The sequence below is a fragment of the Sphingomonas sp. genome, assembly GCF_036388215.1.
Lineage (GTDB): Bacteria > Pseudomonadota > Alphaproteobacteria > Sphingomonadales > Sphingomonadaceae > Sphingomonas.
The window spans coordinates 90,194-112,523 of sequence record NZ_DASVSH010000011.1; the positions used below are offsets into that span (position 1 = coordinate 90,194).

25 protein-coding genes and 1 pseudogene are annotated in these 22,330 nt (G+C 64.2%); 11 read left to right on the top strand and 15 right to left on the bottom strand.

Annotated elements, in window-relative coordinates; all coding sequences use genetic code 11:
• Complete coding sequence (locus tag VF617_RS05150; RefSeq protein WP_331013800.1) at positions 1 to 1,185, top strand: glycoside hydrolase family protein; 1,185 nt, start codon at positions 1 to 3, stop codon at positions 1,183 to 1,185.
• Positions 1,186 to 1,428: 243 nt separating this feature from the next.
• Here VF617_RS05150 and VF617_RS05155 read toward each other — a convergent pair whose 3' ends face one another.
• From VF617_RS05155 to VF617_RS05180, 6 genes are all read right to left on the bottom strand, one after another.
• Positions 1,429 to 2,028, bottom strand: a complete 600-nt coding sequence (locus VF617_RS05155) for a CAP domain-containing protein (protein ID WP_331013801.1) — start codon at positions 2,026 to 2,028, stop codon at positions 1,429 to 1,431.
• Between the two features lie 327 nt (positions 2,029 to 2,355).
• Positions 2,356 to 2,976 carry a 50S ribosomal protein L9 gene (gene rplI / locus VF617_RS05160; protein ID WP_331013802.1) on the bottom strand — a complete coding sequence of 207 codons (621 nt, stop codon included), beginning with the start codon at positions 2,974 to 2,976 and terminating at the stop codon, positions 2,356 to 2,358.
• A 10-nt stretch (positions 2,977 to 2,986) separates the two neighbouring features.
• Positions 2,987 to 3,211, bottom strand: a complete 225-nt coding sequence (gene rpsR, locus VF617_RS05165) for a 30S ribosomal protein S18 (protein ID WP_010543816.1) — start codon at positions 3,209 to 3,211, stop codon at positions 2,987 to 2,989.
• A gap of 12 nt (positions 3,212 to 3,223) precedes the next feature.
• Positions 3,224 to 3,610: a 30S ribosomal protein S6 gene (gene rpsF, locus VF617_RS05170; RefSeq protein ID WP_331013803.1), complete on the bottom strand. Its 387-nt coding sequence runs from the start codon at positions 3,608 to 3,610 to the stop codon at positions 3,224 to 3,226.
• Positions 3,611 to 3,761: 151 nt separating this feature from the next.
• Positions 3,762 to 4,700: a hypothetical protein gene (locus VF617_RS05175; RefSeq protein WP_331013804.1), complete on the bottom strand. Its 939-nt coding sequence runs from the start codon at positions 4,698 to 4,700 to the stop codon at positions 3,762 to 3,764.
• Between the two features lie 123 nt (positions 4,701 to 4,823).
• Entirely contained in the window at positions 4,824 to 5,162 is a 339-nt protein-coding gene (locus VF617_RS05180; protein ID WP_331013805.1) for an RcnB family protein, read from the bottom strand.
• Positions 5,163 to 5,361: 199 nt separating this feature from the next.
• Between VF617_RS05180 and fabD the strand changes: the two genes are divergently transcribed.
• The 8 genes and pseudogenes from fabD (at position 5,362) to mltG (ending at position 11,735) form a co-directional block, all read left to right on the top strand.
• Entirely contained in the window at positions 5,362 to 6,297 is a 936-nt protein-coding gene (gene fabD / locus VF617_RS05185) for an ACP S-malonyltransferase (RefSeq protein WP_331013806.1), read from the top strand.
• 54 nt (positions 6,298 to 6,351) lie between these two features.
• A pseudogene (locus VF617_RS05190) lies at positions 6,352 to 6,767 on the top strand (GxxExxY protein).
• A gap of 18 nt (positions 6,768 to 6,785) precedes the next feature.
• Positions 6,786 to 7,523 (top strand): 3-oxoacyl-[acyl-carrier-protein] reductase, encoded by a 738-nt coding sequence (gene fabG, locus VF617_RS05195; RefSeq protein ID WP_331013807.1) that lies wholly within the window; start codon positions 6,786 to 6,788, stop codon positions 7,521 to 7,523.
• 82 nt (positions 7,524 to 7,605) lie between these two features.
• On the top strand, positions 7,606 to 8,148 hold the full coding sequence (locus VF617_RS05200) for a hypothetical protein (RefSeq protein WP_331013808.1): 543 nt from the start codon (positions 7,606 to 7,608) through the stop codon (positions 8,146 to 8,148).
• 28 nt (positions 8,149 to 8,176) lie between these two features.
• Complete coding sequence (locus VF617_RS05205; protein WP_331013809.1) at positions 8,177 to 8,716, top strand: hypothetical protein; 540 nt, start codon at positions 8,177 to 8,179, stop codon at positions 8,714 to 8,716.
• Positions 8,717 to 9,087: 371 nt separating this feature from the next.
• On the top strand, positions 9,088 to 9,336 hold the full coding sequence (locus VF617_RS05210) for an acyl carrier protein (protein WP_331013810.1): 249 nt from the start codon (positions 9,088 to 9,090) through the stop codon (positions 9,334 to 9,336).
• A 139-nt stretch (positions 9,337 to 9,475) separates the two neighbouring features.
• Positions 9,476 to 10,735: a beta-ketoacyl-ACP synthase II gene (gene fabF / locus VF617_RS05215; RefSeq protein WP_331013811.1), complete on the top strand. Its 1,260-nt coding sequence runs from the start codon at positions 9,476 to 9,478 to the stop codon at positions 10,733 to 10,735.
• Between the two features lie 64 nt (positions 10,736 to 10,799).
• A complete protein-coding gene (mltG, locus tag VF617_RS05220; RefSeq protein ID WP_414713958.1) occupies positions 10,800 to 11,735 on the top strand; it encodes an endolytic transglycosylase MltG in 936 nt (311 codons plus the stop codon).
• A gap of 317 nt (positions 11,736 to 12,052) precedes the next feature.
• Here mltG and eda read toward each other — a convergent pair whose 3' ends face one another.
• The 8 genes from eda to VF617_RS05260 all read right to left on the bottom strand — a co-directional run bounded on the left by eda (position 12,053) and on the right by VF617_RS05260 (position 19,449).
• Positions 12,053 to 12,643 (bottom strand): bifunctional 4-hydroxy-2-oxoglutarate aldolase/2-dehydro-3-deoxy-phosphogluconate aldolase, encoded by a 591-nt coding sequence (gene eda, locus VF617_RS05225; RefSeq protein ID WP_331013835.1) that lies wholly within the window; start codon positions 12,641 to 12,643, stop codon positions 12,053 to 12,055.
• 14 nt (positions 12,644 to 12,657) lie between these two features.
• Positions 12,658 to 13,626, bottom strand: coding sequence for an ROK family protein (locus VF617_RS05230; RefSeq protein WP_331013812.1), 969 nt, complete (start codon positions 13,624 to 13,626; stop codon positions 12,658 to 12,660).
• Positions 13,627 to 13,628: 2 nt separating this feature from the next.
• Positions 13,629 to 15,449, bottom strand: coding sequence for a phosphogluconate dehydratase (gene edd / locus VF617_RS05235; RefSeq protein WP_331013813.1), 1,821 nt, complete (start codon positions 15,447 to 15,449; stop codon positions 13,629 to 13,631).
• Entirely contained in the window at positions 15,449 to 16,156 is a 708-nt protein-coding gene (gene pgl, locus VF617_RS05240; RefSeq protein WP_331013814.1) for a 6-phosphogluconolactonase, read from the bottom strand. Before pgl ends, edd begins: the two co-directional genes overlap by 1 nt.
• A gap of 177 nt (positions 16,157 to 16,333) precedes the next feature.
• Complete coding sequence (gene zwf, locus VF617_RS05245) at positions 16,334 to 17,791, bottom strand: glucose-6-phosphate dehydrogenase (RefSeq protein ID WP_331013815.1); 1,458 nt, start codon at positions 17,789 to 17,791, stop codon at positions 16,334 to 16,336.
• A 56-nt stretch (positions 17,792 to 17,847) separates the two neighbouring features.
• Positions 17,848 to 18,771, bottom strand: a complete 924-nt coding sequence (gene argC / locus VF617_RS05250; RefSeq protein ID WP_331013816.1) for an N-acetyl-gamma-glutamyl-phosphate reductase — start codon at positions 18,769 to 18,771, stop codon at positions 17,848 to 17,850.
• Positions 18,768 to 18,962: an SH3 domain-containing protein gene (locus VF617_RS05255; RefSeq protein ID WP_331013817.1), complete on the bottom strand. Its 195-nt coding sequence runs from the start codon at positions 18,960 to 18,962 to the stop codon at positions 18,768 to 18,770. Before VF617_RS05255 ends, argC begins: the two co-directional genes overlap by 4 nt.
• Before the next feature lie 118 nt (positions 18,963 to 19,080).
• Positions 19,081 to 19,449, bottom strand: coding sequence for a helix-turn-helix domain-containing protein (locus VF617_RS05260; protein ID WP_331013818.1), 369 nt, complete (start codon positions 19,447 to 19,449; stop codon positions 19,081 to 19,083).
• A 199-nt stretch (positions 19,450 to 19,648) separates the two neighbouring features.
• On the opposite strand from VF617_RS05260, the gene secG reads away from it, so the two are divergent.
• A complete protein-coding gene (gene secG, locus VF617_RS05265; protein WP_331013819.1) occupies positions 19,649 to 20,032 on the top strand; it encodes a preprotein translocase subunit SecG in 384 nt (127 codons plus the stop codon).
• A 105-nt stretch (positions 20,033 to 20,137) separates the two neighbouring features.
• Positions 20,138 to 21,772: a CTP synthase gene (locus tag VF617_RS05270; RefSeq protein WP_331013820.1), complete on the top strand. Its 1,635-nt coding sequence runs from the start codon at positions 20,138 to 20,140 to the stop codon at positions 21,770 to 21,772.
• Positions 21,773 to 21,784: 12 nt separating this feature from the next.
• On the opposite strand, the gene VF617_RS05275 is transcribed toward VF617_RS05270, so the two are convergent.
• The gene (locus VF617_RS05275; RefSeq protein WP_331013821.1) at positions 21,785 to 22,324 is read right to left on the bottom strand and encodes a PAS domain-containing protein; all 540 of its coding nucleotides are present in this window, start codon (positions 22,322 to 22,324) and stop codon (positions 21,785 to 21,787) included.
• Between the last annotated feature and the right edge of the window lie 6 nt (positions 22,325 to 22,330).

Below are 22,330 nucleotides of genomic sequence, written 5' to 3' on the forward strand. Positions count from 1 at the left end.
ATGCACCTCAGTCTGAGCCTGATCGCTTTGGCGGCCACGGTTGCGCTGCCGCTCGCGGCATCTTCCCAGACCGCAACCGCGCCAAGCCTCCAGCCGACATCCGTTCCGGTCCTCGGCCCCAAGCCCTTTATCGCCTATTTCAAGCCCACCCCGATGAGCGGCAAGCTCTCCGCCACGGCATGGGGCGCTGCGGAGGTCGGGCCCCGCGACATCCGCAATGGGCTCGAAGACAGCAGCATGAAGCGGTGGAGCTATTGGGACGGGCAAATCCTGAAGGGGAGCGACGGCAAATACCGCATGTTCGCCAGCCGCTGGGATCAAGCGCGCAGCTTCGACGGATGGGTCGATTCCCAGGGCGTCATGGCCGTCAGCACGTCTCTATTGGGTCCGTATCACGACTTGGGGCCGACCTGGCCGGACAATGAGGGCGGCAAGGGCCACAACGTCACTGCCTTGCGCATGCATGACGAGCGCTATGCTGTCGTCGTCAGCGAGACGCGGAATGGCGACGTGTTCGTTTCCGATTCCATCGACGGCCCATGGCGCCAATTGGGCGCCATCGCTCTCGATCAGAGCCGCTTTCAGCTGGTGAAGACGCCGGGCGACGTGGCGATCAGAGGCGATGCGAACGCCAAGCCCGCGCGCGCCACCAATTTCGCGATCATGCTCCGCCCAGACGGCGCCTATCAGATCGTTCCCCGATCGGGGCAGGTCCTGATCAGCCGGACGGGAATACTCGGCCCCTATATGGTGATGGGGGACAGCGTCTATCGCGGGCTGGCCGGCATACCGCAGCGAGACATGCGCGCATATGAAGACCCGGCGCTCTGGTTCAGCGGCGGCTGGTATCACGTGATCGTCAATCACTGGCGCGAACGCCGCGCCTACCACCTGATCTCGCGCGACGGCATCACCGGCTGGAAGGTTCAGGGCCTGGCTTATGAGTCGGGCGCCGATTTCATCCGCTATACCAATGGCGTCGTGAACCACTGGAACAAGCTAGAGCGCCCCGGCGTGGTGATCGAAAAGGGCCATGTGACCGCGCTCTCGTTCGCCGTGATCGATACGCCCAAGGAATCGCAGGCCGGCAATAACGGGCACGGCAGCAAGGTCATCGTCGTGCCGTTCGACGGCGCCGCGATGGATCGCGATCTTGCCGATGTGGACAGGAGGGGGCGGCCCTAGCTGGCGAGGCGACCTGCTCCCTTGCAATGTAGGATTTCGCCTGCTTGGCTGGCATGCGCCGCCCAACCCGTCGCGCCGCTCTTTGAAGTCGTCGAACGAACAACCGCGCCTTGGCTTGACTTTGGTCACACCCTCAGGCGTTCGTCCTCCGTGCCGCTACTTGCCTGGGCTACAGGTGCGTTCTTGGCCTAACCTTTACTAACCTTTCGATCCGTAAGCGCAGCCTGGGCGGCTGAATGAACGCTAAGGCTGCCCGTCGATTGTGCGGCCCAGTTCGGCGACGCACATGACGCGGTAGACGCGGTGCGGGCCGCAGGCCACGCCCGCATAGCGCATTTCGGCTGCAAACATCGTCCGGCGATGCCCGCGCCCGGGCACATCGTCATCGACGATCAGTTGCCGCACCACTTCGGTCGCGCTGGGCGGGCCGTATGTGATGACTTCGGCGACATAATTGCCGCCGCCTCTGCGCTGCACCCGGTCGCGCGGGTTTGCTCCGTCCTTTGAGATGTGGCCGGTAGCGCCGCGCGGGCCCTGCTCCTCGACATGGTCGCGGGCGGCGCGCGCCAGCAGGGACGATGGCGCGATCGGATCGAGCGGGGGCTGCTTCTCGAGAAAGCGGATCGCTTCATCGACTGCCTTCACGCCTTCCTTGGTCAGCAGGCCGTCGGGATTGCCCGGATAATATACCACCTTGCCCTTGAACAGCGCGCGATAGCCCCGGAGGCGCTCTGCGTAACGACGGGGCTGGGCGCGGGCGAAGTTGATCTCGGCCAGTATCTCGCGAGTGAGCGCCGGCTGTGCGGGGACAGCAAGCGACAGAAGCAGCGGAATTAGCGGCATCGGTCCTTCCATAGCCCGCAACTGGGTGAACGCAGGCCGAACAAAAGATTAATCTGCGATGCAACTGCCCCGCACCTTGCACGTTTCATCTCGCAACACACCCAAAGGGTTTCCTACGATGACGAAGATGCTGCCGGTGATTTTTGCGCTGATCCCGCTGGCCGCCATGATCGGAGCATGCGTCTCCTGCCCTTGAGGCGGTGGCGCCAGATTGACGAAGAACAAAACGGGCCGCGTCCAAGGCGCGGCCATTTTCATGTCCGGGGCAAATGAAAAGGGCCGCTCCGGCTAACCGGAACGGCCCTTTAATGGTTTCGCGAAAGGCGATCAGCCCTGGGCTTGCTCGGCCTCGGCGGCCGGCTCGTCCCCGGCGGGAGCTGACTGCACGTCGGCAGTCGCGCCGGGCTCGGCGTTCGGATCGTAATCCTCGACGAAGCCGGCTTCTTCCTTCTCGAACATCGCCGCCATGACATCGACGCCCTTCGCCTGCATCTCGGCCTCTTCCGGCGAGCGGGCGACGTTGACCTTGACGGTCACCGACACCTCGGGGTGTAGCGCGACGTTGACGTCATAGACGCCCAGCGCCTTGATCGGCTTGTTCAGCACGATCTGGGCCTTGTTGACCTTGTGGCCATCGGCTTCGAGCGCCTCGACCAGATCGCGGGCCGCGACCGAGCCGTAAAGCTGGCCGGTGTTCGAGGCTTGGCGGATCAGCGTGACCGACACGTCCTTGAAGTTGCCCGCTTCCTTCTCGGCCTCGCCGCGACGAGTCGCGTTGTCGGACTCGATACGAGCGCGATTGGCTTCGAATACCTTGCGGTTGGCTTCGTTGGCGCGCAGCGCCTTCTTGTTGGGGAGCAGGTAGTTACGGGCGAAGCCGTCCTTTACCTTCACCACGTCGCCGATGGCGCCGAGCTTCTCGACGCGTTCCAGCAGAATGACATCCATGATCTGCTCCTTACTTAACGATGTAGGGCAGCAGGCCCAGATGGCGGGCGCGCTTGATGGCTTGGGCCAACTCGCGCTGCTTCTTCGCGCTCACCGAAGTGATGCGCGAGGGGACGATCTTGCCGCGCTCGGACACGAAGCCCTGGAGCAGACGGACATCCTTATAGTCGATCCGGGGAGCATCCTTCGCGGAGAAGGGGCAGCTCTTGCGACGGCGGAAAAAGGGTCGTGCCATGTCTATACTTCCTTATTCGCCATTGCCGCCGAAGCCGCCTTCGTCGCGATCGCGACGACGGCCGCGCTCACGCTCGGCACCCTTGCGCATCATCACGGTCGGGCCTTCTTCCAGCCCATCGACCTTGACGGTCATGTAGCGGATCACGTCTTCGTTGATCTGCGTCTGGCGCTCCAGCTCGGCGACCACGCCCGCGGGCGCGTCGATCTCGAGCATCACGTAATGCGCCTTGCGGTTCTTCGCGATGCGGTAAGCCAGGCTGCGAAGGCCCCAGCTCTCGGTCTTGACGACCTTGCCCTTGTTATCGGTGACAATCTTGGTGGCGGTTTCCGCCAGCGCGTCCACCTGCGCCTGTGCCAGATCCTGGCGCGCAAGGAACACGTGCTCGTAAAGAGCCATGCTGCTTTTCTCTTCTCTTGGCCGATCGCTGACGCCGCACCATGCGGTCACCCCTCCGGCTGTCGTCTTGTATGCAACGCGTACGAGAAGCAGCGCTCCATCGCTCGCGAAGGCGGGCCCTTAACCGGTCAGTTGCGAAATGGCAAGCGCGTCAGGGCTGCTTCCCCGGCTCCGCCGCGCGCAGATCGGTGATGACGCGGCCGTCGGCGGTGAACCAGCCTTCGGGATCGTCCTCGTCGGCTACCACGATCGGCAGGGGATCGTTGATCGGGCCGCAATTCGGGCGGCGTGAAGACGCCACGCAGGTGAATTGGTCGCCGTTGAAGCGCACCATCACCCAGCCATTGCCGCCGCTGGGCAGCGGATAATCCGAGCGCAGGTCATAGGTCTTGTTGCGCTTGAACTTGCGTGGAAATTCGGGCGCGGGAAAGCGCTCGCCGGGGATGCCGCCGGGCGTCCAGCTATAGGATTCGAGCTCTGCCGCGGCAAAGAACGCCTCGCGCGGATCGCCGTGCAAGCGGTCGCGGAGCGATTCGACGCGCTGCTCGCGGCGCTGGGCTTCCCATTTCTTCTGCTTGATCTCGCGAAGATCGCGCATGTGCATCGCCACGGTGTTGAAGCGGATGTTGAACGCGTTGGGGATGCCGTCGGCAGTCGTGATGTCGCCGGTGAACTCGTTGGCGCCGCAAATGCCGGTCCAGCGGCTGCCATCGGCCTGGAACAGCTCGCAGCTCCCGTCGTTCACCCGTCGCCCGGTAAGCGAGCCGAGCTTGAGGCCCTCGGGGCCGCGAAATCCGTCCACCGCATAGAAGAAGCCGATCACGCGCGGTCCGTGGAATTCGAGCACAACCTTCACGCCGCCGCCCACCGTCGCCTTGCGGCAACGATTGTCACGATAGGGGCAGGGCACGTCGCGCGCGCCGCGGGGCTGCTCGGCAAGCACCGAGGACGTGCCGGTATAGTTACCGAAATAGGCCACCTTGCCTTCGAATTCGGCCTCGAGAACCCCGTCGCGATCATCGGGCGCGGCGAGCGCGAGCGCAGGGGCGAAGAACAAGGTAAGCAGTGCAGCGATCGTCGCGCGGATCATGGGGGGCGTCCTCCGTCGGCCGGCGTTAACCATAACACTAACGCAGCCGAAACGAACAGCGATTCTGTCGCACGCACGAAAACGGCGAGGCCGAGGCCCCGCCGTTCCCGATTGTCTTCCAGCTTAGCGCAGGATGTTCGAGAAGATCGCCGCGATGATCCCGCTGGTCACGCCGATCAGCACCGCATCATTGCCCGACTGGACGTAGCGATAGCCGCGCGGGGGAGCCCGCAGGCCGCGATGCTGGCGGTAATCCACCTGGCGATAGTTGCGGGCATAGCGGCTTTCGAACCGCTGGCCGCGCTTCCAGCTGCGATATTCCACGCGAGCGGGCTTGTAGACGGTCTTCTTGACCACCTTCACCTGCTGATGGCGCTGCGGTCCGTAATGCTGAGGTGCCGCGGCGAGTGCCGGGGTGGCGACGAGCGTGGCGGCTACGGCCGCGAACAGGAACTTCTTCATGACTGCAACTCCTCTTTGGGAACGCCGTCTTGGCGTTGCACCTTAAGTAGGACCCGGTTGTCGCAGCCCATTCCCAGGAATGCGGCGAAATGGTCGCAAAGTGTCCTCGCGCCGCCAGCGGCGTTCAGCTTTGGCGGAGGCTGGGGTTGATGGCCCCCGGTTAGGGCTCTAACGCGCGCCCTGAAAACAGGAGAGGCCGATGCGCGCATTCATCTTCCCGGGGCAGGGCAGCCAATCCGTAGGCATGGGCAGTGCGCTCGCCGCAGCAAGCCCCGCTGCTCGCGAGGTTTTCCAGGAAGTCGATGAGGCGCTGGCCCAGTCGCTGTTCAAGCTGATGGCGGAAGGGCCCGAGGACCAGTTGCTGCTGACCGCAAACGCCCAGCCGGCGATCATGGCCAATGCTATCGCCGTGCTCCGCGTGCTGGAGAAGGAAGGCGGCGTCCGGCTGGCGGACAAGGCCGATTTCGTCGCGGGGCACTCGCTGGGCGAATATACAGCCTTGTGTGCCGCTGGCGCGATCGACCTGGCTACCACCGCCCGGCTGCTCCGGACTCGCGGCGATGCGATGCAGGCGGCTGTCCCGGTAGGGCAGGGCGCGATGGCGGCGCTGCTCGGTGCGGACTTGGTCAAGGCGCAGGCGATCGCCGATGCGGCGGCGGAGGGCGAGGTCTGCACCGTCGCCAATGACAACGACCCGAGCCAGGTCGTGATTTCGGGCGCCCGCGCCGCGATCGAGCGTGCCGTGGAAATCGCCAAGGATCACGGCGCCAAGCGCGCGCTGCTGCTGCCTGTATCGGCCCCCTTTCACTGCGCGATGATGCAGCCTGCGGCCGACGCGATGGAGAAGGCCCTGGCCGGAGTGGCGATCGAGGCGCCTTTAGTGCCGGTCTACGCAAACGTGACCGCCGCCCCGGTGAGCGATCCCGCCATCATCCGCGCTTTGCTGGTCGAGCAGGTGACGGGAATGGTCCGCTGGCGCGAATCGGTGCTGGCGATGTTCGATGCAGGCGTCGGCGACTTCGTGGAACTGGGCGGCAAGGTGCTCGGTGGAATGGTGAAGCGCATCGCCCCCGATGCGAGCGCGATCAGCGCGGTGACGATGCACGACATCGAGGCTTTGGTGCGGGCGCTTTAGAAGATAGAGGTTCACGCGGAGGCGCGGAGGCGCGGAGGCGCGGAGATCAGGCACTTGGTGGATATCGAGCAGATCAGCGGGGACGTGATCGATGTGGCGCTACGGCTGCATCGCCAGCTTGGGCCGGGATTGCTCGAAAGCGTCTATGAAGCAATTCTAGCCAGCAAGCTGGCTGAGATGGGTTACAAGGTCGCTCGCCAGGCACCGATCGACATCGAGTTCGAAGGGCTGCGTTTTGATGCGGCATTTCGTATCGACCTGATTGTCGATTGTCGACTTCTTGTCGAAATAAAATCGGTGGAGCGCCTTGCAGCTGTTCATGGCAAGCAACTGCTGACCTATCTGAGGCTCACCAATCAGCCCGTAGGGCTTCTAATTAACTTGGTGGTGAAACCCTCAAAGAAGGCCTCAGGCGGGTCGTCAACGACTATCTACCCTCCGCGTCTCCGCGCCTCCGCGTGAACAAATAACTTCTTCTGGAGATTGCAATGTTCGACCTCACAGGCATGACCGCACTCGTCACCGGCGCTTCGGGGGGTATCGGCTCGTCGATCGCCAGGGCGCTGGCGGGGCAGGGCGCTCGGCTGGCGGTTTCGGGGAGCAATGCCGATAAGCTCGAAGCATTTCGCACCGAACTGGGCGGCGATCATGTCGCGCTGGCGGCCAATCTCTCCGATGCGGCATCGGTGGATGGACTGGTGCCGCGGGCGGTCGAGGCGCTCGGGCAACTCGATATCCTCGTCAACAACGCCGGGGTGACACGCGACAATTTAGCGATGCGGATGAAGGATGAGGAGTGGGACACGGTGATCCGCGTCAATCTGGAAGCCGCCTTCCGCCTGATGCGCGCTGCCGCGAAGCCAATGATGAAGGCGCGCTTCGGGCGGATGATCTCCATCACCTCGGTCGTGGGGGCGACGGGCAATCCCGGCCAGGCGAACTATGCGGCATCGAAGGCCGGACTGGTGGGCATGTCGAAGGCGCTGGCGCAGGAGCTGGCGAGCCGCAACATCACCGTGAACTGCGTCGCCCCCGGCTTCATCCGCTCCGCCATGACCGACGGGCTGCCCGAGGCGCAGAAGACCGCTCTCCTGACCCGCATCCCCAATGGCGACCTCGGCAACGGGGAGGATATCGGCGCGGCGGTGGTCTACCTCGCAAGCCGGGAGGCCGGCTACGTCACCGGGCAGACGTTGCACGTCAATGGCGGGATGGCGATGTTCTGAACCGCTCCCGCACCCCACCAGGCTTGGGACTTGATTGCGTAGCGCGGTGCGTCCAGCATGCTTCGGCTTATCAAGGAGTTGGATGATCATGTTTCGTGCCGCACTTGCTTTGGGCCTTATCGCCTTGGTGGGCCTCTCCGCGCCCGCCCGCGCCGCCGACGTCGAGACGCTGGGCTGTATCGAACAGGGCCTTGACGAGAAGGCTCGCGCGTTGCTGTCCGAGGATCTGGAAAAGAACCTGAACAATGCGGCCGGCGAGCAGAGCTATCGCCCAGAGACGATTACCGCGATGCAGGACGTGGCCAAAGCCTGTCAGGCGAAGCATAGCTGGAGCGCTGCTTCCACCAAGGCCGCGGTTCTGTATACGCTGCCGACGCTGGGCTGGCCTATCGGCGAGCGTCTGGCGCGCGAGCAGGGCCTGAGTCCCGAGGCATTGACCGTCCGTTTCCGCGCGCTGCCCGATGCCGAGCGCCTCGACGCGATCAACGATACGGTGCTCGGCAAACTCGCCAGAGGTGGCGTGGACGCCGGAGAGATCACTGAGAGCACGGCCCCGCTCGCGGGCGCACTGTTCGCGCTATTGGGGCTTCGCGAAAAGGCGTTGGCCGATTTCGCGAGCACATGAGAAGAGCGGGGGGCAGGAGTTCAGTCACATGATGCGCACGACGATTGCCCTTTTCGCCCTTTATTTGTGGACGCCGGCATTTCCGGCCAATGCGGCCGACCTTGCTACGATCGACTGCGTCATCGGCAAGGTCCAGCCCGCATTGCGCGAGCAGCTGGAGACGGATGTCACGCGCAACTTCACCGAAAATACGCTGCGGCCGACATTCGATCCGGCCGTGAACAGCGGCCTGCGCGCGGCGGCTACCGCCTGCGCGATCGAGCATAAATGGTCGGAGGCTGCGGCGACCGCGGCGCGGGATTATGCCCTTGCCAAGCTGGGCCTTCCGATCGCCGAGAAGTTCGTGGCTGAGAAGGGCTTCGTGACTGCCGAACTTGAAACCCAGTTCGGATCGCTGGCGGAGGATATCCGGAACCGTCAGCTCACCAAGGAAGAGATGCAGGCGCTCGTCATCGCCTCCGTCGCCGACGAGGCAATGAAGACCCGCGATAACGCCGCGTTGCTCAACAAATACTATCTGATCCTCAGCACGGTTCAGTTCGCGGCCTGGAATTTTTCGCAAGCCTAGGGGTCTGTACTCGCTACCGGCAACGCCCGTGATCGCCATGGGAAGTCTGCCGGCAAGGCGGATCGCGCAGTCGCGTAGCGGTGCTACGCGCAAGCGGTCCAACGCAGCGAGCGGGCTTCCCATGGCGACCGCAAGCAGCGGGCGCATTTTGGCGCTGGGCGGCGTCATTCGTCGGTCCTGAGGGCGCCGCCTCACTCCCTCCTCATTCCTTGCCCAACGCCAAAATGCGCTCCGTCCCGGGTGTTGCCGGTAGCGAGTACAGACCCTAAACGTTGCGCAGTCCGGATGTGACCCCCTTGCAACGGCACCGGCAGCGATCTACGTGCGTTCAACCGAATTAGAGCCCAGCATACCAAAGGAAAACAGGGACCATGGCCAATCAGGAAGAGATCACCACCCGCGTGACCGCACTCGTCGTCGATCACCTCGGTGTCGACGGAAAGGAAGTGACGCTGGCTTCGAGCTTCATCGATGATCTCGGCGCAGACAGCCTCGACATCGTCGAGTTGGTGATGGCCTTCGAGGAAGAGTTCGGAGTCGAGATTCCAGACGACGCGGCCGAGAAGATCACCACTGTCGGCGATGCGGTTTCGTACATCAGCGAGCATCAGGAAGGCTGATCGCCGTTACGGCGATCGTTGCCCGCATGGGCCGCCATTGAATTTCAGCGGCTCCCCGTCCCGGGCTCGTTACGAGTTGGGCGGGGGGCCGTTTTGTTTTTGACCAGGTATTAGTTGTGAATTGCCACGGAGAACCGCGATGCGCCGCGTAGTCGTCACAGGCCTTGGCCTCGTCACCCCGCTTGGCGCGGACGTCGAGACCGCCTGGAAGAACATTCTGGCCGCCAAGTCCGGCGCCGCGACGATCACGCGGTTCGACGCGACGGACTATCACAGCAATTATGCGTGCGAAGTGAAGCCGGCGGGGCACGAATACGGCTTCGATCCCAATCAGCGTGTCGATCACAAGGTGCAGCGCCAGGTCGATCCCTTCATCATCTATGGCATCGACGCGGCGGGGCAGGCGATGGAGGATGCGGGCCTTCTCGACCTGAGCGAGGAAGAACGCTTCCGCTTCGGCGTCTCGATCGGCTCGGGCATCGGCGGGCTTCCCGGAATCGAGAGCGAGTCGCTGGTGCTGCACGAAAAGGGCCCCAAGCGCGTCTCCCCGCATTTCGTCCATGGCCGGCTGATCAACCTGATCTCGGGCCAGGTCTCGATTAAGTTCGGGCTGATGGGCCCCAACCACGCAGTGGTGACCGCCTGCTCCACGGGCGCGCATTCGATCGGCGATGCGGCGCGGATGATCGCGATGGACGATGCCGACATCATGCTGGCGGGTGGTGCTGAAAGCACGATCTGCCCGATCGGCATGGCGGGATTCGGCCAGGCGCGGGCGCTCTCGACCAACTTCCGGGACGAGCCGTGGCGCGCAAGCCGCCCGTGGGACCAGGACCGCGACGGCTTCGTGATGGGCGAGGGCGCTGGCATCGTGGTGCTGGAGGAATATGAGCACGCCAAGAAGCGCGGCGCCAAGATCTATGCTGAAGTGGTCGGCTATGGCCTGTCCGGTGATGCCTATCACGTGACCGCGCCGCATCCCGAAGGATCGGGCGCGTTCCGTTCGATGCAGATGGCGATGAAGAAGTCGGGCCTCGACCTGAGCGAGATCGATTATATCAACGCGCACGGCACTTCGACGCCACTGGGCGACGAACTCGAACTGGGCGCGGTCCGCCGCCTGTTCGGCAGCAATATCGAGACGCTTTCGATGAGCTCGACAAAGTCCGCGATCGGGCATCTGCTCGGCGGCGCGGGCGCGGTGGAGAGTATCTTTTGCATCCTGGCGATGCGCGACCAGATCGCGCCGCCGACACTCAACCTGGACAACCCCAGTGAGAATTGCGCGGGGGTCGATTTGGTCCCGTTCAAGGCCAAGGAGCGCAGGATCAAGGCCGTGCTGAACAACAGCTTCGGCTTTGGCGGCACCAATGCCAGCCTGGTGATGAAGGCTGTCTGAGGAAGCTCCTCCCGAACGGCGGCGCCCGCGGCGGAAGCTTGGTGGCTGCGCGCTGCTGATCGGCATCCTGCTGGCCCTTGGCGCGGGATTCTATGCGCTCCAGCTCTGGGGTGGAGCCGGCCCGGCCAAGGTCAATGTCAGCGTCTTGGTGCCCGAAGGCGCTAGCCTCTCGCGCGCTGCGAACGAACTGGAGAAAGCCGGAGCTATCCGCTCGGCGCGCCAATTCGTGCTGTTCGCGCGTGTGCTGGGCGGCGGCGAAGGCATAAAGGCGGGCGAATACCGTATTCCCGCGCGTCTCAGTCAGGCCGACGTGCTGAAGCTGCTCCAGGGGGGGCGCACGCTGCAGCGGATGGTGACGATCCCCGAGGGCACGCCCTCGATCATCGTATATGAAGCGCTGATGAAAGCGCCCCAGCTCCAGGGGGAAATCCAGGTACCGGTCGAAGGCACGGTGCTGCCCGACAGCTATGCCTATAATCGCGGCGACACGCGCCAGAGCGTGCTCGACCGGATGCAGAAAGCGATGGTCACCTACCTCGCCAAGGCATGGGAGAAGCGCAAGCCGGGCATCGCAGTGAACACGCCGCTCGAGGCGCTGACGCTGGCGTCGATCGTCGAGAAGGAAACGAGCAAATCCGAAGAGCGCCGCACCGTCGCCGCGGTCTATTCCAATCGGCTCAAGCAGAACATGATGCTCCAGGCCGATCCGACGATCATCTATCCGATCACCAAGGGCAAGCCGCTAGGCCGCCGGATCCTGCAGTCCGAACTCCGCGCGGTGAACCAGTACAACACTTATACGATGACCGGTCTTCCGGCGGGCCCGATCGCCAATCCGGGCAGGGCGAGCATCGATGCCGTGCTCGATCCGGCGCAATCCTCGGCGTTGTATTTCGTGGCCGATGGCACCGGCGGGCATGCCTTTGCCGACACGCTGGAGCAGCACAACGCCAACGTCCAGAAATGGTATGCGCTGCGGCGCGCCAAGGGCGAGATGTGACTTAAACCCCCTCTCCCTTTGGGAGAGGGAAGGGGCCCGCTCGCGAAGCGAGTGGGAAGGGTGAGGGCAGTGGGCCTTTCTGGCCTCACCCTTCCGCCGATTTCATCGGCTCCCTCCCTCTCCCAAAGGGAGAGGGACTCTCTTGCAATGTAGGATTTCAAATGCTTGGCTCGCGCGGCTGGCGGCGTGCAACCCGCTGGCCGCTCTTTGAAGTCGTCAGTCCGAAAAGCTCCCATGGCCAGTGCGAACACCGGGAACATTCGCGGCGCGGGAGACCGCGCATTGGCCTAAACTTCGCCTAAACTTCCGCGTCGAACTCAGCGCCGCAGCCCCGCCGCCTCCCGCGCCAGTTGCTCGACTTGTTCATAACTTGCGCCCTTGGGGGTGACCCAGCTGCCTCCGACACACAGGATCGGCTCGAACGCCAGCCATTCTGGCGCAGTCGCCAAGCTGATCCCCCCGGTGGGGCAGAATCGCGCCTGATAGAAGGGCGCCGCGAGGGCCTTGAGCGCCTTGAGACCGCCCGACGTCTCGGCGGGAAAGAATTTGAAGTGCGTCAGGCCGAGATCGAGTCCGCGCATGATGTCCCCCGCGGTGGCCGTGCCGGGCAGAAAGGGCACGCCGCTGGCGATGATCGGATCCGCCAGCCGCTCGGTCAGGCCCGGCGAGACGATGAACTCGACATCGGCGTCCACCACCTGCGCGAACTGATCGGGGTTCACCACCGTGCCCGCGCCGACGATCGCGCCCTCGACCTTCTTCATCTCCTGAATCGCCTCCAGCGCCGCCCCGGTGCGCATGGTCACTTCCAGGACGCGCAAGCCGCCTTTGACCAAAGCCTGGGCAAGCGGCCGCGCGGTTGCGGCATCTTCGATCACGAGCACCGGGATCACCGGCGCCACACCCATGATTTCTTCAATGTTCAACGTGCGTGCTCCTGCGCGAAAGCCGCCGCGGCGCCGTAAAGGCCGGGCTGGGGGTGAGTGATCAGCTTGACCGGGATCGACGACATCAGCCCCTGGAACCGGCCCTTGGCGACGAACCTCTGGCCGAAGCCGGATTGCAGCAAACGGTCCTTAAGGCGCAAGCCCAGGCCGCCCGCGATGACCACGGCGCTGGGGCCGTGCGCGAGCGCCAGATCGCCCGCGACTGCGCCCAGGCTGAGGCAGAAGCGATCGAGCGCGGCCATGGCCAGTTCGTCCTTGCCCTCCAGCGCCAGGGCCCAGAGTTGCTTGTCGTCCAGCCGATGCACTGCTTTGCCTTCGATCTCCGCCAGCGTCTCGTAGACCGCGACGATACCGGGGCCGGCGACGATCCGCTCGGCCGAGACGCGAATATAGCTCGTGCGCAGCCGCTGGACGATCGCGTCTTCGATCGAGTCGAGCGGGGCGAAATCCATGTGGCCGCCCTCGGTGGGAATGATGTCGTAGCCGGCACGGTGGCGGAACACCTGCGCGACGCCGAGGCCCGTGCCGGGGCCGCAGACGGTGATCGAGCCGTGCTCGGGAAGCGGCACATCGGGTCCACAGAGGTGAAGAAAGGCGTCTGGACCGAGCTGCGCGACCGAATGTCCGACTGCCTCGAAATCGTTGACGAGCGTCCAGGCATCGACGCCTAGCCGCTCGGGAACAAGGGCCGGCCGGATAATCCAGGGATTGTTGGTGAGTTTGATAAGCTCGCCGTGAATAGGCGACGCGATCGCGATCGCCGCGGCTCTCGGCATGGGGCGACCGAGCGTTTCACCAAAGGCCTGCCAGGCGAGTTGCAGGCTCGAATGCTCGGCGACCTTTTGCGTCACCGGCTCGCCGATCGAAAGGATACGGCCTTCCGCGACCTGAGCGACAGCGAAGCGGGCATGCGTGCCGCCGATATCGACCGTGACGACTTCCACGCTCAGAGGCCGGCCTGAGCGAGCATTGCCGAGGCGCCGAGTTCCGCTTCGTCGCAGTTCGTGCGCAACATCGCGAAGAGCTCGCGGCCAGTGCCCTCGGCGTGGGGCGGGGTCTCGCATCGCTCGCGGGCATCCCACTCGGCCGGATCGACCAGCGCCTGGAGCACCCCTTCCTCGGCGCAGACCCGAATCATGTCGCCGTCGCGCAGCTTGCCGATCGGGCCGCCCCCAAATGCCTCGGGCGAAAGATGGATCGCCGCCGGCACCTTGCCCGACGCTCCCGACATGCGACCGTCCGTAACCAGAGCGACGCGAAAGCCCCTATTCTGAAGCACGCCCAGAGGGGGGGTGAGCTTGTGCAGCTCGGGCATGCCATTCGCCTTGGGCCCCTGGAAGCGCACGACGACGACTATGTCGCGGTCCAGCTCGCCCGCTTTGAACGCATCCTGCACCGCCTGCTGGTCCTGGAACACCCGGCACGGCGCTTCGATCGTCCAGCGGTCGCGATCGACTGCGCTGACCTTGATGCACGCGCGGCCGAGATTGCCGGCCAATATGCGGAAGCCGCCTTCTGGCGAGAACGGAGCATCGAGCGTGCGGACGATCGAATCGTCGCCGCTTTTCGCGGGCGAGTCGTTCCAGGTCAATTTATCGTTTTTGATCAGAGGTTTGCGGCCGTAATCTGTCATTCCACCCGAAGCCACGGTGAGCGCATCCCCGTGCATCAGTCCGCCTCTCAGCAATTCGCGGATCACGAAGGGCGGGCCCCCTGCATCCTCGAACCCGTTCACGTCTGCCGAGCCATTGGGATAGACGCGGGTGAGCAGCGGCACCGCGCGCGAGAGCCGGTCGAAATCCTCCCAGTCGATTACTATCCCCGCCGAGCGGGCGATTGCGGGCAAGTGGATCAGGTGATTGGTGGAGCCGCCGGTCGCCAGCAGCACGATCGCCGCATTCACGATGGCGCGCTCATCGACCACATGGCCGACCGGGCGATAGTCATTGCCGTTCCAGCCGATCTGCGCGAGCCGATGGACGGCGGCGCGGGTCAGTTCCTGGCGTAGCTTGGTCCCGGGATTGGCGAAGGCTGCGCCAGGCATGTGCAGCCCCATCGCCTCCATCATCATCTGGTTCGAATTCGCGGTGCCGTAAAAGGTACAGGTGCCCTTGGAATGATACGCCGCGATCTCGGAGGCGAGCAGATCCTCGCGAGTCGCCTTGCCCTCGGCATAGGCTTCGCGGACTGCGGCCTTCTCCTTATTGGGGATGCCGGTCCGCATCGGGCCGCCGGGGATCAGCACCATCGGCAAATGCCCAAAACGGAGCGCCCCCATCAACAGCCCGGGCACAATCTTATCGCAGATGCCGAGTAAAGCCGCGCCCTCGAAGGTCCGGTGGCTGAGCGCGATCGCAGTGGAGAGCGCGATGGTGTCACGGCTGAACAGCGACAATTCCATGCCCTGATAGCCTTGGGTAACCCCGTCGCACATCGCAGGCACGCCGCCCGCAACTTGCGCCGTCGCACCCGCCTCGATCGCCCAGACCTTCATCTGCTCAGGGTAGCGATAATAGGTCGCGTGCGCGGAGAGCATGTCGTTGTACGAGGTGACGATGCCGATATTCATCCGGTTGGCCGGGGTCAGCAGTTCGCGCTGCTCGTCAGTGCCGGCATAGGCATGCGCGAGGTTGGCGCAGCCGAGCTTGGGCCGGTCCGCCCCCGAGTCCCGCTCCCGTTGGGTCAATTCGAGATAAGCCGCACGCTTCGTGCGCGAGCGTTCGATGATCCGATCGGTTACCGCGGCGATCTCGGGGTGCAATGCCATTAGGCGCTCCAGTGCACGTCGATCGGCAGTTCGACGTCCGCCAGAATTCGGCCGACCGGATAAGGCGACGACGCGCCTTGCTCAACTGCGGCCTCCAGCACTTCGCGCTTCCTGTCGCCGGTGATTGCGATGATCAGCGAGCGGGCGGAGACGATCGCGGCGCGGCTGAGAGTCACCCGGGCGACCGGCGCTTCGGGCGGCATTGGATCGGGCATCACGCCAAGGGCGCGCCGCTCCTTGGGGCCGTTCAGCGCTTCGTCGTAATCCGGGCCGGGGAAGATCGAGGCGGCATGGCCGTCCGCGCCTACGCCAAGCAGGCACAGGTCGAGCGGCCAATGGTGATCCTGGAGGATCGCATCGGCGGCGCGGCCTGCGGCCTTGTAATCGCTTACGGTCGAACTGATCAGCGGGATCACCCGCGCGCCCCTGGGGATGAAGGCCTTGCCAATGGCAGTGACGTTGGAGAGCGGATCGCCCAGCGGAACGAGCCGGTCGTCGCCTGGCACGATCGTCACGCGCTTCCAGTCGATCTTGGCGGCCGCCAGCTTCTCGTAGATCGGCAGCGGCGTCTTGCCGCCGGCAAGTGCGATCACCGCGGCGCCGCGCGCGTCGATCGCGCTTTCGATGATGAAGCCGATATCGCCCGCGACTGCGGCCGCCATCTCATCGGCATCGTCATATTCCCACCATTCGATCTCGGCCGTCATCGCTGCTCCATTCTTTCTTCTCCCTCTCCCGCCTTCGCGGGAGAGGGGCGGGGTGAGGGTCTTCTTCCTTTTCACGAACGCCGCGGCCGAGAAGAAGACCCTCACGCTGCGACTAAGTTCGCTTCGCTTACTAAGTCTCGCGCCTCTCCCGCGAAAGCGGGAGAGGGTTTATCTGGTTCATTCGTTCCACGTCACGCCGTCGCGTTCGGTCAGCCCTACGCTCGCAGTGGGTCCCCAGCTTCCCGAAGCGTAGGGCTTGGGCGCCATCGCCGCCGCTTCCCAGCCGCGGCGGATCGAATCGATCCATTCCCACTGCGCCTCCACTTCGTCCCGGCGGACGAACAAGGTGGGGTCGCCCTCGATCAGGTCTAGCAGCAGTCGCTCATAGGCTATGCGGCGACGGGCTCCGGCGAATTCATGCTCGAGGCTAAGATTGAGGGGCACTTCGCTCAGGCGGATGCCCTCGCGGTCGAGTCCGGGCTGCTTGGCCATAACCAGCAGGCGGACATATTCCTCGGGCTGTAAGCGGATCACCAGCGTGTTCGCCTGGAGCTTGCCGCCGCGTCCAGCGAAGATCGAATGCGGCACCGGCTTGAACTGGATCACGATCTCAGAGCGCCGTTCGGCCATCCGCTTGCCGGTGCGCAGGTAAAACGGCACTCCGTGCCACCGCCAATTATCGACATGTGCCTTGATCGCGACAAAGGTCTCGGTGTCCGAAGCCTTGCCCAGCTCGGCATCATATCCCGCGACGATCTCGCCTTGCGAAGCGCCCTCGCCATATTGGCCCGTCACGGTAAGGCTCGCCACGTCCGCATCGGCGATCGGGCGCAGCGAGCGCAGCACTTTCACCTTCTCGTCGCGTATCGCCGTGCCGTCGAAGCGGGCGGGGGGCTCCATCGCGATCAGCGCGAGCAGCTGGAGCATGTGGTTCTGCAGCATGTCGCGCAGCGCGCCGACATCGTCATAATATTCCGCGCGGCCCTCCAGGCCGACAGTCTCGGAAATCGTGATCTGGACGTGGTCGATTCCCTGTGCGTTCCACACCGGCTCGAACAGCGAATTGCCGAAGCGGAGCGCCAGGATGTTCTGCACCGTTTCCTTGCCAAGATAGTGATCGATCCGGAACGTGCGCTCTTCGGGGAAAGCCGCGGCGACGATACCGTTGATCTCTCGGCTGGAATCGAGATCGAAGCCCAGCGGCTTCTCCAGCCCGATGCGCACGTTGGCGGCCGTCAGGCCGGCTGATTCCAACCCTTTGATCGTCGGGCCGAACAGCCAGGGCGCAGTCGAGAGGAAGATCGCCAGACCGCCCGATATGTCGCCCATCTTGGTCTTGAGCGCGGCGAATCCTTCTGTCTTCGAAGCGTTGAGGGGCTGGTAGAAGAGTCGATCGAGGAAGCCCGAGATTGCCCGCTCATCCTTGCGATCCGCAATCAGGAATTCGTCCAAGGCGGCCCGGGCAAACTCGCGATAGCCGGCATCGTCCTTGTCCGATCGCGCAGTGCCGGTAATCGTCAGCCCATCGGGAAGCAGGCCATCGGCGTGCAGTCCGTAAAGCGAGGGCAGCAGCATGCGTTGGGCAAGGTCGCCGGTCGCGCCGAACAGCAGCAATTTGCCCGCGGGCTGTCGCATTTCATGCCTCTTGGCTTGGTACGCTCGCGAGACACCAACGGGCGGGAAAGATCAAGCTAGAGAACAAGGCCTGCCAGCGGATCGAAGCCGGCCATGATATTGAGGTTCTGCACCGCGGCGCCGGCAGCGCCCTTTCCGAGATTGTCGAGCGTGGCAACCAGCCTGGCCTGGCCGGTCTCGGCATTGCCGAACACGCGCAGCGAGAGCCGATCGGTGTTCGCATCTTCCTCGATCGTCACCACCGCCGCATCGTCTTCGAGAACGCGGACCAACGGCGAATCCCTATACGCATCGCGCAGCGCGTTTTCGATCGCCTCCAGCGACGGCCGCCGAGTGAAGGCGTGGAGGGGCAGGGGCACTTCGACAACCATTCCGCGATAGGTGTTGACCACTGCTGGCTGGAAGGTCGGCGCATGTACGATGCGGGCATGCTTCTGCATTTCGGGCACATGCTTGTGGGCGAGGCCAAGGCCATAGGCGCGGAAGGCCGGGGGGCTCGTGCCCTCGAACTCCGCAATCATCGATTTGCCGCCGCCCGAATAGCCCGAGACGGCGTTGACGCTGAGGGGGTAATCGTGGGGAACCAGCCCGGCGCGGATCAGCGGGCGGACCAGCGCCAGGAAACCCGTGGGGTAGCAGCCGGGGTTAGAGACGCGGGGCGCCTCCGCGATCGCGGCGAACTGCCCGGGTTCGAGCTCGGCAAGGCCATAGGTCCAGCCATCGGCGACACGGTGCGCGCTCGATGCGTCGATCACTCGCGTGTCGGCGTTCTCGATCATCTCCACCGCTTCGCGGGCTGCGTCATCGGGCAGGCAAAGGATGACGAAATCGGCGGCGTTGAGCGCCTCGTGGCGCTTCGCTGCATTCTTGCGGGCGCTGTCGTCGAGCAGGATCAGTTCGATTTCGCTGCGCCCCGCTAGCCGCTCGCGGATTTCCAGGCCGGTGGTGCCGACCGCGCCATCGATAAAAACGCTGGTCACTGGCTCGGGGCCGACAACGCATCAGCGTGGATATAGCCGACCAGTCCCGCCGCCGGGGCGACGCCCCAGGCGTTGGCCCCAGCGAGATCGAGCACTTCGAACCCGTCTCCGGCCTTCAATTCGGCAAGGACTTCCGAGTCCGCCGTAGGCTTTGCGCGCAAATCGACCGCCTGCGAGATAATGCGGGCCATCGGCGCGGCATAATGCGGGGCGAAAACACGCGCGGCGAGGCGAACGTCCGCCAGATCAGGGCGGACCGCATCTATGCGCGGGTCTATAATGGCCGAAGTTCCGGTGAGCGCGAAGCGCTTACGCGTGAGCCCTGTGGGCGACGGGCTCGGCGATGTGTTCGCCGGCGAGGAAATGCCCGAATTCTGCAAGAAAATCTGCCCCTTCAGCCGTCTTTGCGACGAATATGTTTCTTCTGTCCGTGTCGTCGCGCTGCCGGCGCAGATAGCCGAGCGAACCGAGTCTGTTCAAGGCGCGTGTGACAACGGGCTTCGACACATTCAGTGCACGAGCAAGTCCGCGTACCGTATGGGGGCCTGGATCGAGATATACCAGCATCAAGAGCGCCATCTGCCGATTGGTGAGATCGGGCTCGCCCGAACGCACGTAATCGATCAGCGTGTTCTTCCACGAATATAGCGAGCTGTCAGACATCGCGTTCACGGGCATATACTCTGCTATTGCCACCCCGGCACTCTCGGGGTCAGGACATCAACGCCCGCCACGCGCGGTAGTTTCAGTGCGCACGCGAAATGTTATGCTGGCGTTAGCCAAGCATGGACTGCGGGGTGGGCGGGCCCAGTACAAAGGTTGATCGCTGCGTGCGGCTCCCCTATGTGCCGCGTTCCTTCCCAACAGGTCCGCTCCCATGTTCACCTTCCTGCTCGTCGTCCATGCCATCATCGCGGCCCTTCTGGTCACCGTGATCCTCATGCAGCGTTCGGAAGGCGGCGGGCTCACTTCGGGCGGCAGCCCCTCCGGCCTGATGTCGGCGCGGGGCGCTTCGGATTTCCTGACCCGGTCTACGGCAATTCTGGCAACGATGTTCATCGGCATGAGCATCGTGCTCGCAGTGATCGCGGCAACGCGCCATTCGGCCGCGATCGACACTTCGCTCCAGCGTGTGCCGGCCGCGGCGCCTGCGCCTGTGACGGCTCCTGGCGCCGTGCCCTTCGCCGTGGAAAACAGCGCTGCTCCGGCGGCGGCTCCGGCCGCCGCGCCGGGCAATTCCGCAGTGCCGCTGGCGAAATAATTGGCGGTTTGCCAGGCGCATCGCCGGGCGACTCGAATTTTTCTGCGCCGGTCCGGAGTCGGACGCTTGTCGGCGCGCGCATAAACACGTTAGGCCTTTTCCCCCATGGCGCGGTATATCTTCATCACCGGCGGCGTGGTCTCCTCGCTAGGCAAGGGTCTCATGGGCGCGAGCCTGGCGGCGCTGCTCCAGGCGCGTGGCTACAAGTGCCGCATCCGCAAATTCGATCCCTATCTGAACGTCGATCCCGGCACGATGTCGCCGCACCAGCATGGCGAAGTCTATGTGACCGACGACGGTGCCGAGACTGACCTGGATCTCGGTCATTACGAACGATTCACCGGAGTCGCCTCGCGCCAGTCGGACAACGTCACTTCGGGCCGGATCTACCAGACGATCATCAATCGCGAGCGGCGCGGCGATTATCTGGGTGCGACCGTCCAAGTGATTCCCCATGTCACCGACGCGATCAAGGCATTCGCGCAGGATGATACCGATGGGCTTGATTTCGTGCTCTGCGAGATCGGCGGGACTGTTGGCGATATCGAATCGCTGCCCTTTATCGAAGCGATCCGCCAGCTCAGGAACGATCTTGGCCGCGGCAATTCGGTGAGCATCCACTTGACCCTGGTCCCCTATATCGCCGCTGCCGGCGAGTTGAAGACCAAGCCCACACAGCACAGCGTGCGCGAGCTTGCCTCGCTGGGGGTGCAGCCTGACGTGCTCGTATGCCGCTGCGAGCGCGAGCTTCCGATCGGCGAGCGCGCCAAGATCGCGCAATTCTGCAACGTGCCGACATCGGCGGTCATCCCCGGCCTGGACGCGAAGAGCATCTATGCCGTGCCGCTGCAATATCATCGCGAGGGGCTCGACACCGAAGTGCTCCGCGCTTTCGGGATCGAGCCCGGCGAAGCGCCTGATCTCAGCCGCTGGGACGAGATCGTCCAGCGCGTGGAGAATCCCGAGGGCGAAGTGACGATCGGCGTCGTCGGCAAATATATGGGCGTGCCCGACGCCTATAAGTCGCTCACCGAGGCGTTGACGCATGGTGGGATCGCCAACCGGGTCAAGGTCAACATCCGCTGGCTCGACGCGGAATTGTTCGAGCATGACGATATGGACGAGATCACCGCTACGCTGGAGCCCATGCACGGCATTCTGGTCCCTGGCGGGTTCGGCGAGCGCGGGAGTGAAGGAAAGATCGCCGGTGTGCGTTTCGCCCGCCAGCGCAAGGTGCCGTTCTTCGGCATCTGTCTGGGGATGCAGATGGCATGCATCGAGGGCGCCCGGAGCGAGGGCGTTACCGACGCTTCGACCACCGAGTTCGGCGCGACGCACGAGCCGGTCGTAGGCATGATCACAGAATGGATGACTTCGGAGGGGCTTCAGAGGCGTGAAGTCGGCGGTGATCTGGGCGGCACGATGCGGCTGGGCGCTTATCCGGCGAAGCTCGGCGGCAACAGCGTGGTCGCCTCAATCTATGGCGCCGAAGAGATCAGCGAGCGCCACCGCCACCGCTATGAGGTCAACACGCATTACAGGGATGTGCTCGAGAAAGCCGGACTGGTCTTTTCGGGCATGTCACCTGATGGCGCGCTACCCGAAATCGTCGAGCGGCCCGATCACCCCTGGTTCGTTGGGGTGCAATTCCATCCCGAGCTGAAGTCCAAGCCGTTCGACCCGCACCCGCTGTTCGCTAGCTTCATCCAGGCGGCGGTGCGTCAGTCGCGTCTGGTCTGAGGTCACGTGCGCTTAATGCGGGCGGCCGAGCCGGTCCGCTTCGCCTTCATATTCGTCGGCCATCGTGCTGAGCGCATCGATGGTCTGGCGATCGAACGTGCTGCCCGCCAGGCGGCGACAGCGCGCGGCTTGACCGCGTAGCTCATCCACACGGCGGCGGTCGGTCACATCGATCAGCATGTTGATTGCGCCGATGAGATCGCCTTTCGCATCGAATAACGGAGTGGGGAATGGCTGGAAGCGGAATCGGCTGCCGTCTGGCCGCTCGGCAATCGCCTCCGCACCACGCACTTCGCGCTTTTCGAGGATCGCCGTCGCCATCGGGCAGCGCTCGTGCGGAAGCGGCTCGCCTTCCTGCGTGAACAGCTTCCAGGTCACGCACCACCGATCGCGGCCCAATTGGGGAATGCGCCCGGCGAGACTTACGCATGCGCTGTTGTAGAAGGTGATGTGGCCTTCGGCATCGGTGACATAGATCGCCGCCGGAAGCGATTCGAGCGCCTCGGCGAGATACTCGCGCGGGCCGTCTGCCGCCGCCAGGGCGGAGCTCAAGATCTT

Coding starts and splice junctions, on each gene's coding strand:
- VF617_RS05155 (WP_331013801.1), bottom strand. CDS start 2,028: ATGCCGCTAATTCCGCTGCTTCTGTCGCTTGCTGTCCCCGCACAGCCG.
- fabG (WP_331013807.1), top strand. CDS start 6,786: ATGTTCGACCTCACAGGCATGACCGCACTCGTCACCGGCGCTTCGGGG.
- VF617_RS05260 (WP_331013818.1), bottom strand. CDS start 19,449: ATGCCCGTGAACGCGATGTCTGACAGCTCGCTATATTCGTGGAAGAAC.
- eda (WP_331013835.1), bottom strand. CDS start 12,643: ATGGGTGTGGCGCCGGTGATCCCGGTGCTCGTGATCGAAGATGCCGCA.
- VF617_RS05270 (WP_331013820.1), top strand. CDS start 20,138: ATGGCGCGGTATATCTTCATCACCGGCGGCGTGGTCTCCTCGCTAGGC.
- VF617_RS05255 (WP_331013817.1), bottom strand. CDS start 18,962: ATGGCCCGCATTATCTCGCAGGCGGTCGATTTGCGCGCAAAGCCTACG.
- VF617_RS05205 (WP_331013809.1), top strand. CDS start 8,177: ATGATGCGCACGACGATTGCCCTTTTCGCCCTTTATTTGTGGACGCCG.
- VF617_RS05180 (WP_331013805.1), bottom strand. CDS start 5,162: ATGAAGAAGTTCCTGTTCGCGGCCGTAGCCGCCACGCTCGTCGCCACC.
- rpsR (WP_010543816.1), bottom strand. CDS start 3,211: ATGGCACGACCCTTTTTCCGCCGTCGCAAGAGCTGCCCCTTCTCCGCG.
- fabF (WP_331013811.1), top strand. CDS start 9,476: ATGCGCCGCGTAGTCGTCACAGGCCTTGGCCTCGTCACCCCGCTTGGC.
- rplI (WP_331013802.1), bottom strand. CDS start 2,976: ATGGATGTCATTCTGCTGGAACGCGTCGAGAAGCTCGGCGCCATCGGC.
- edd (WP_331013813.1), bottom strand. CDS start 15,449: ATGGCATTGCACCCCGAGATCGCCGCGGTAACCGATCGGATCATCGAA.
- VF617_RS05200 (WP_331013808.1), top strand. CDS start 7,606: ATGATCATGTTTCGTGCCGCACTTGCTTTGGGCCTTATCGCCTTGGTG.
- secG (WP_331013819.1), top strand. CDS start 19,649: ATGTTCACCTTCCTGCTCGTCGTCCATGCCATCATCGCGGCCCTTCTG.
- VF617_RS05150 (WP_331013800.1), top strand. CDS start 1: ATGCACCTCAGTCTGAGCCTGATCGCTTTGGCGGCCACGGTTGCGCTG.
- VF617_RS05210 (WP_331013810.1), top strand. CDS start 9,088: ATGGCCAATCAGGAAGAGATCACCACCCGCGTGACCGCACTCGTCGTC.
- fabD (WP_331013806.1), top strand. CDS start 5,362: ATGCGCGCATTCATCTTCCCGGGGCAGGGCAGCCAATCCGTAGGCATG.
- rpsF (WP_331013803.1), bottom strand. CDS start 3,610: ATGGCTCTTTACGAGCACGTGTTCCTTGCGCGCCAGGATCTGGCACAG.
- VF617_RS05175 (WP_331013804.1), bottom strand. CDS start 4,700: ATGATCCGCGCGACGATCGCTGCACTGCTTACCTTGTTCTTCGCCCCT.
- zwf (WP_331013815.1), bottom strand. CDS start 17,791: ATGCGACAGCCCGCGGGCAAATTGCTGCTGTTCGGCGCGACCGGCGAC.
- pgl (WP_331013814.1), bottom strand. CDS start 16,156: ATGACGGCCGAGATCGAATGGTGGGAATATGACGATGCCGATGAGATG.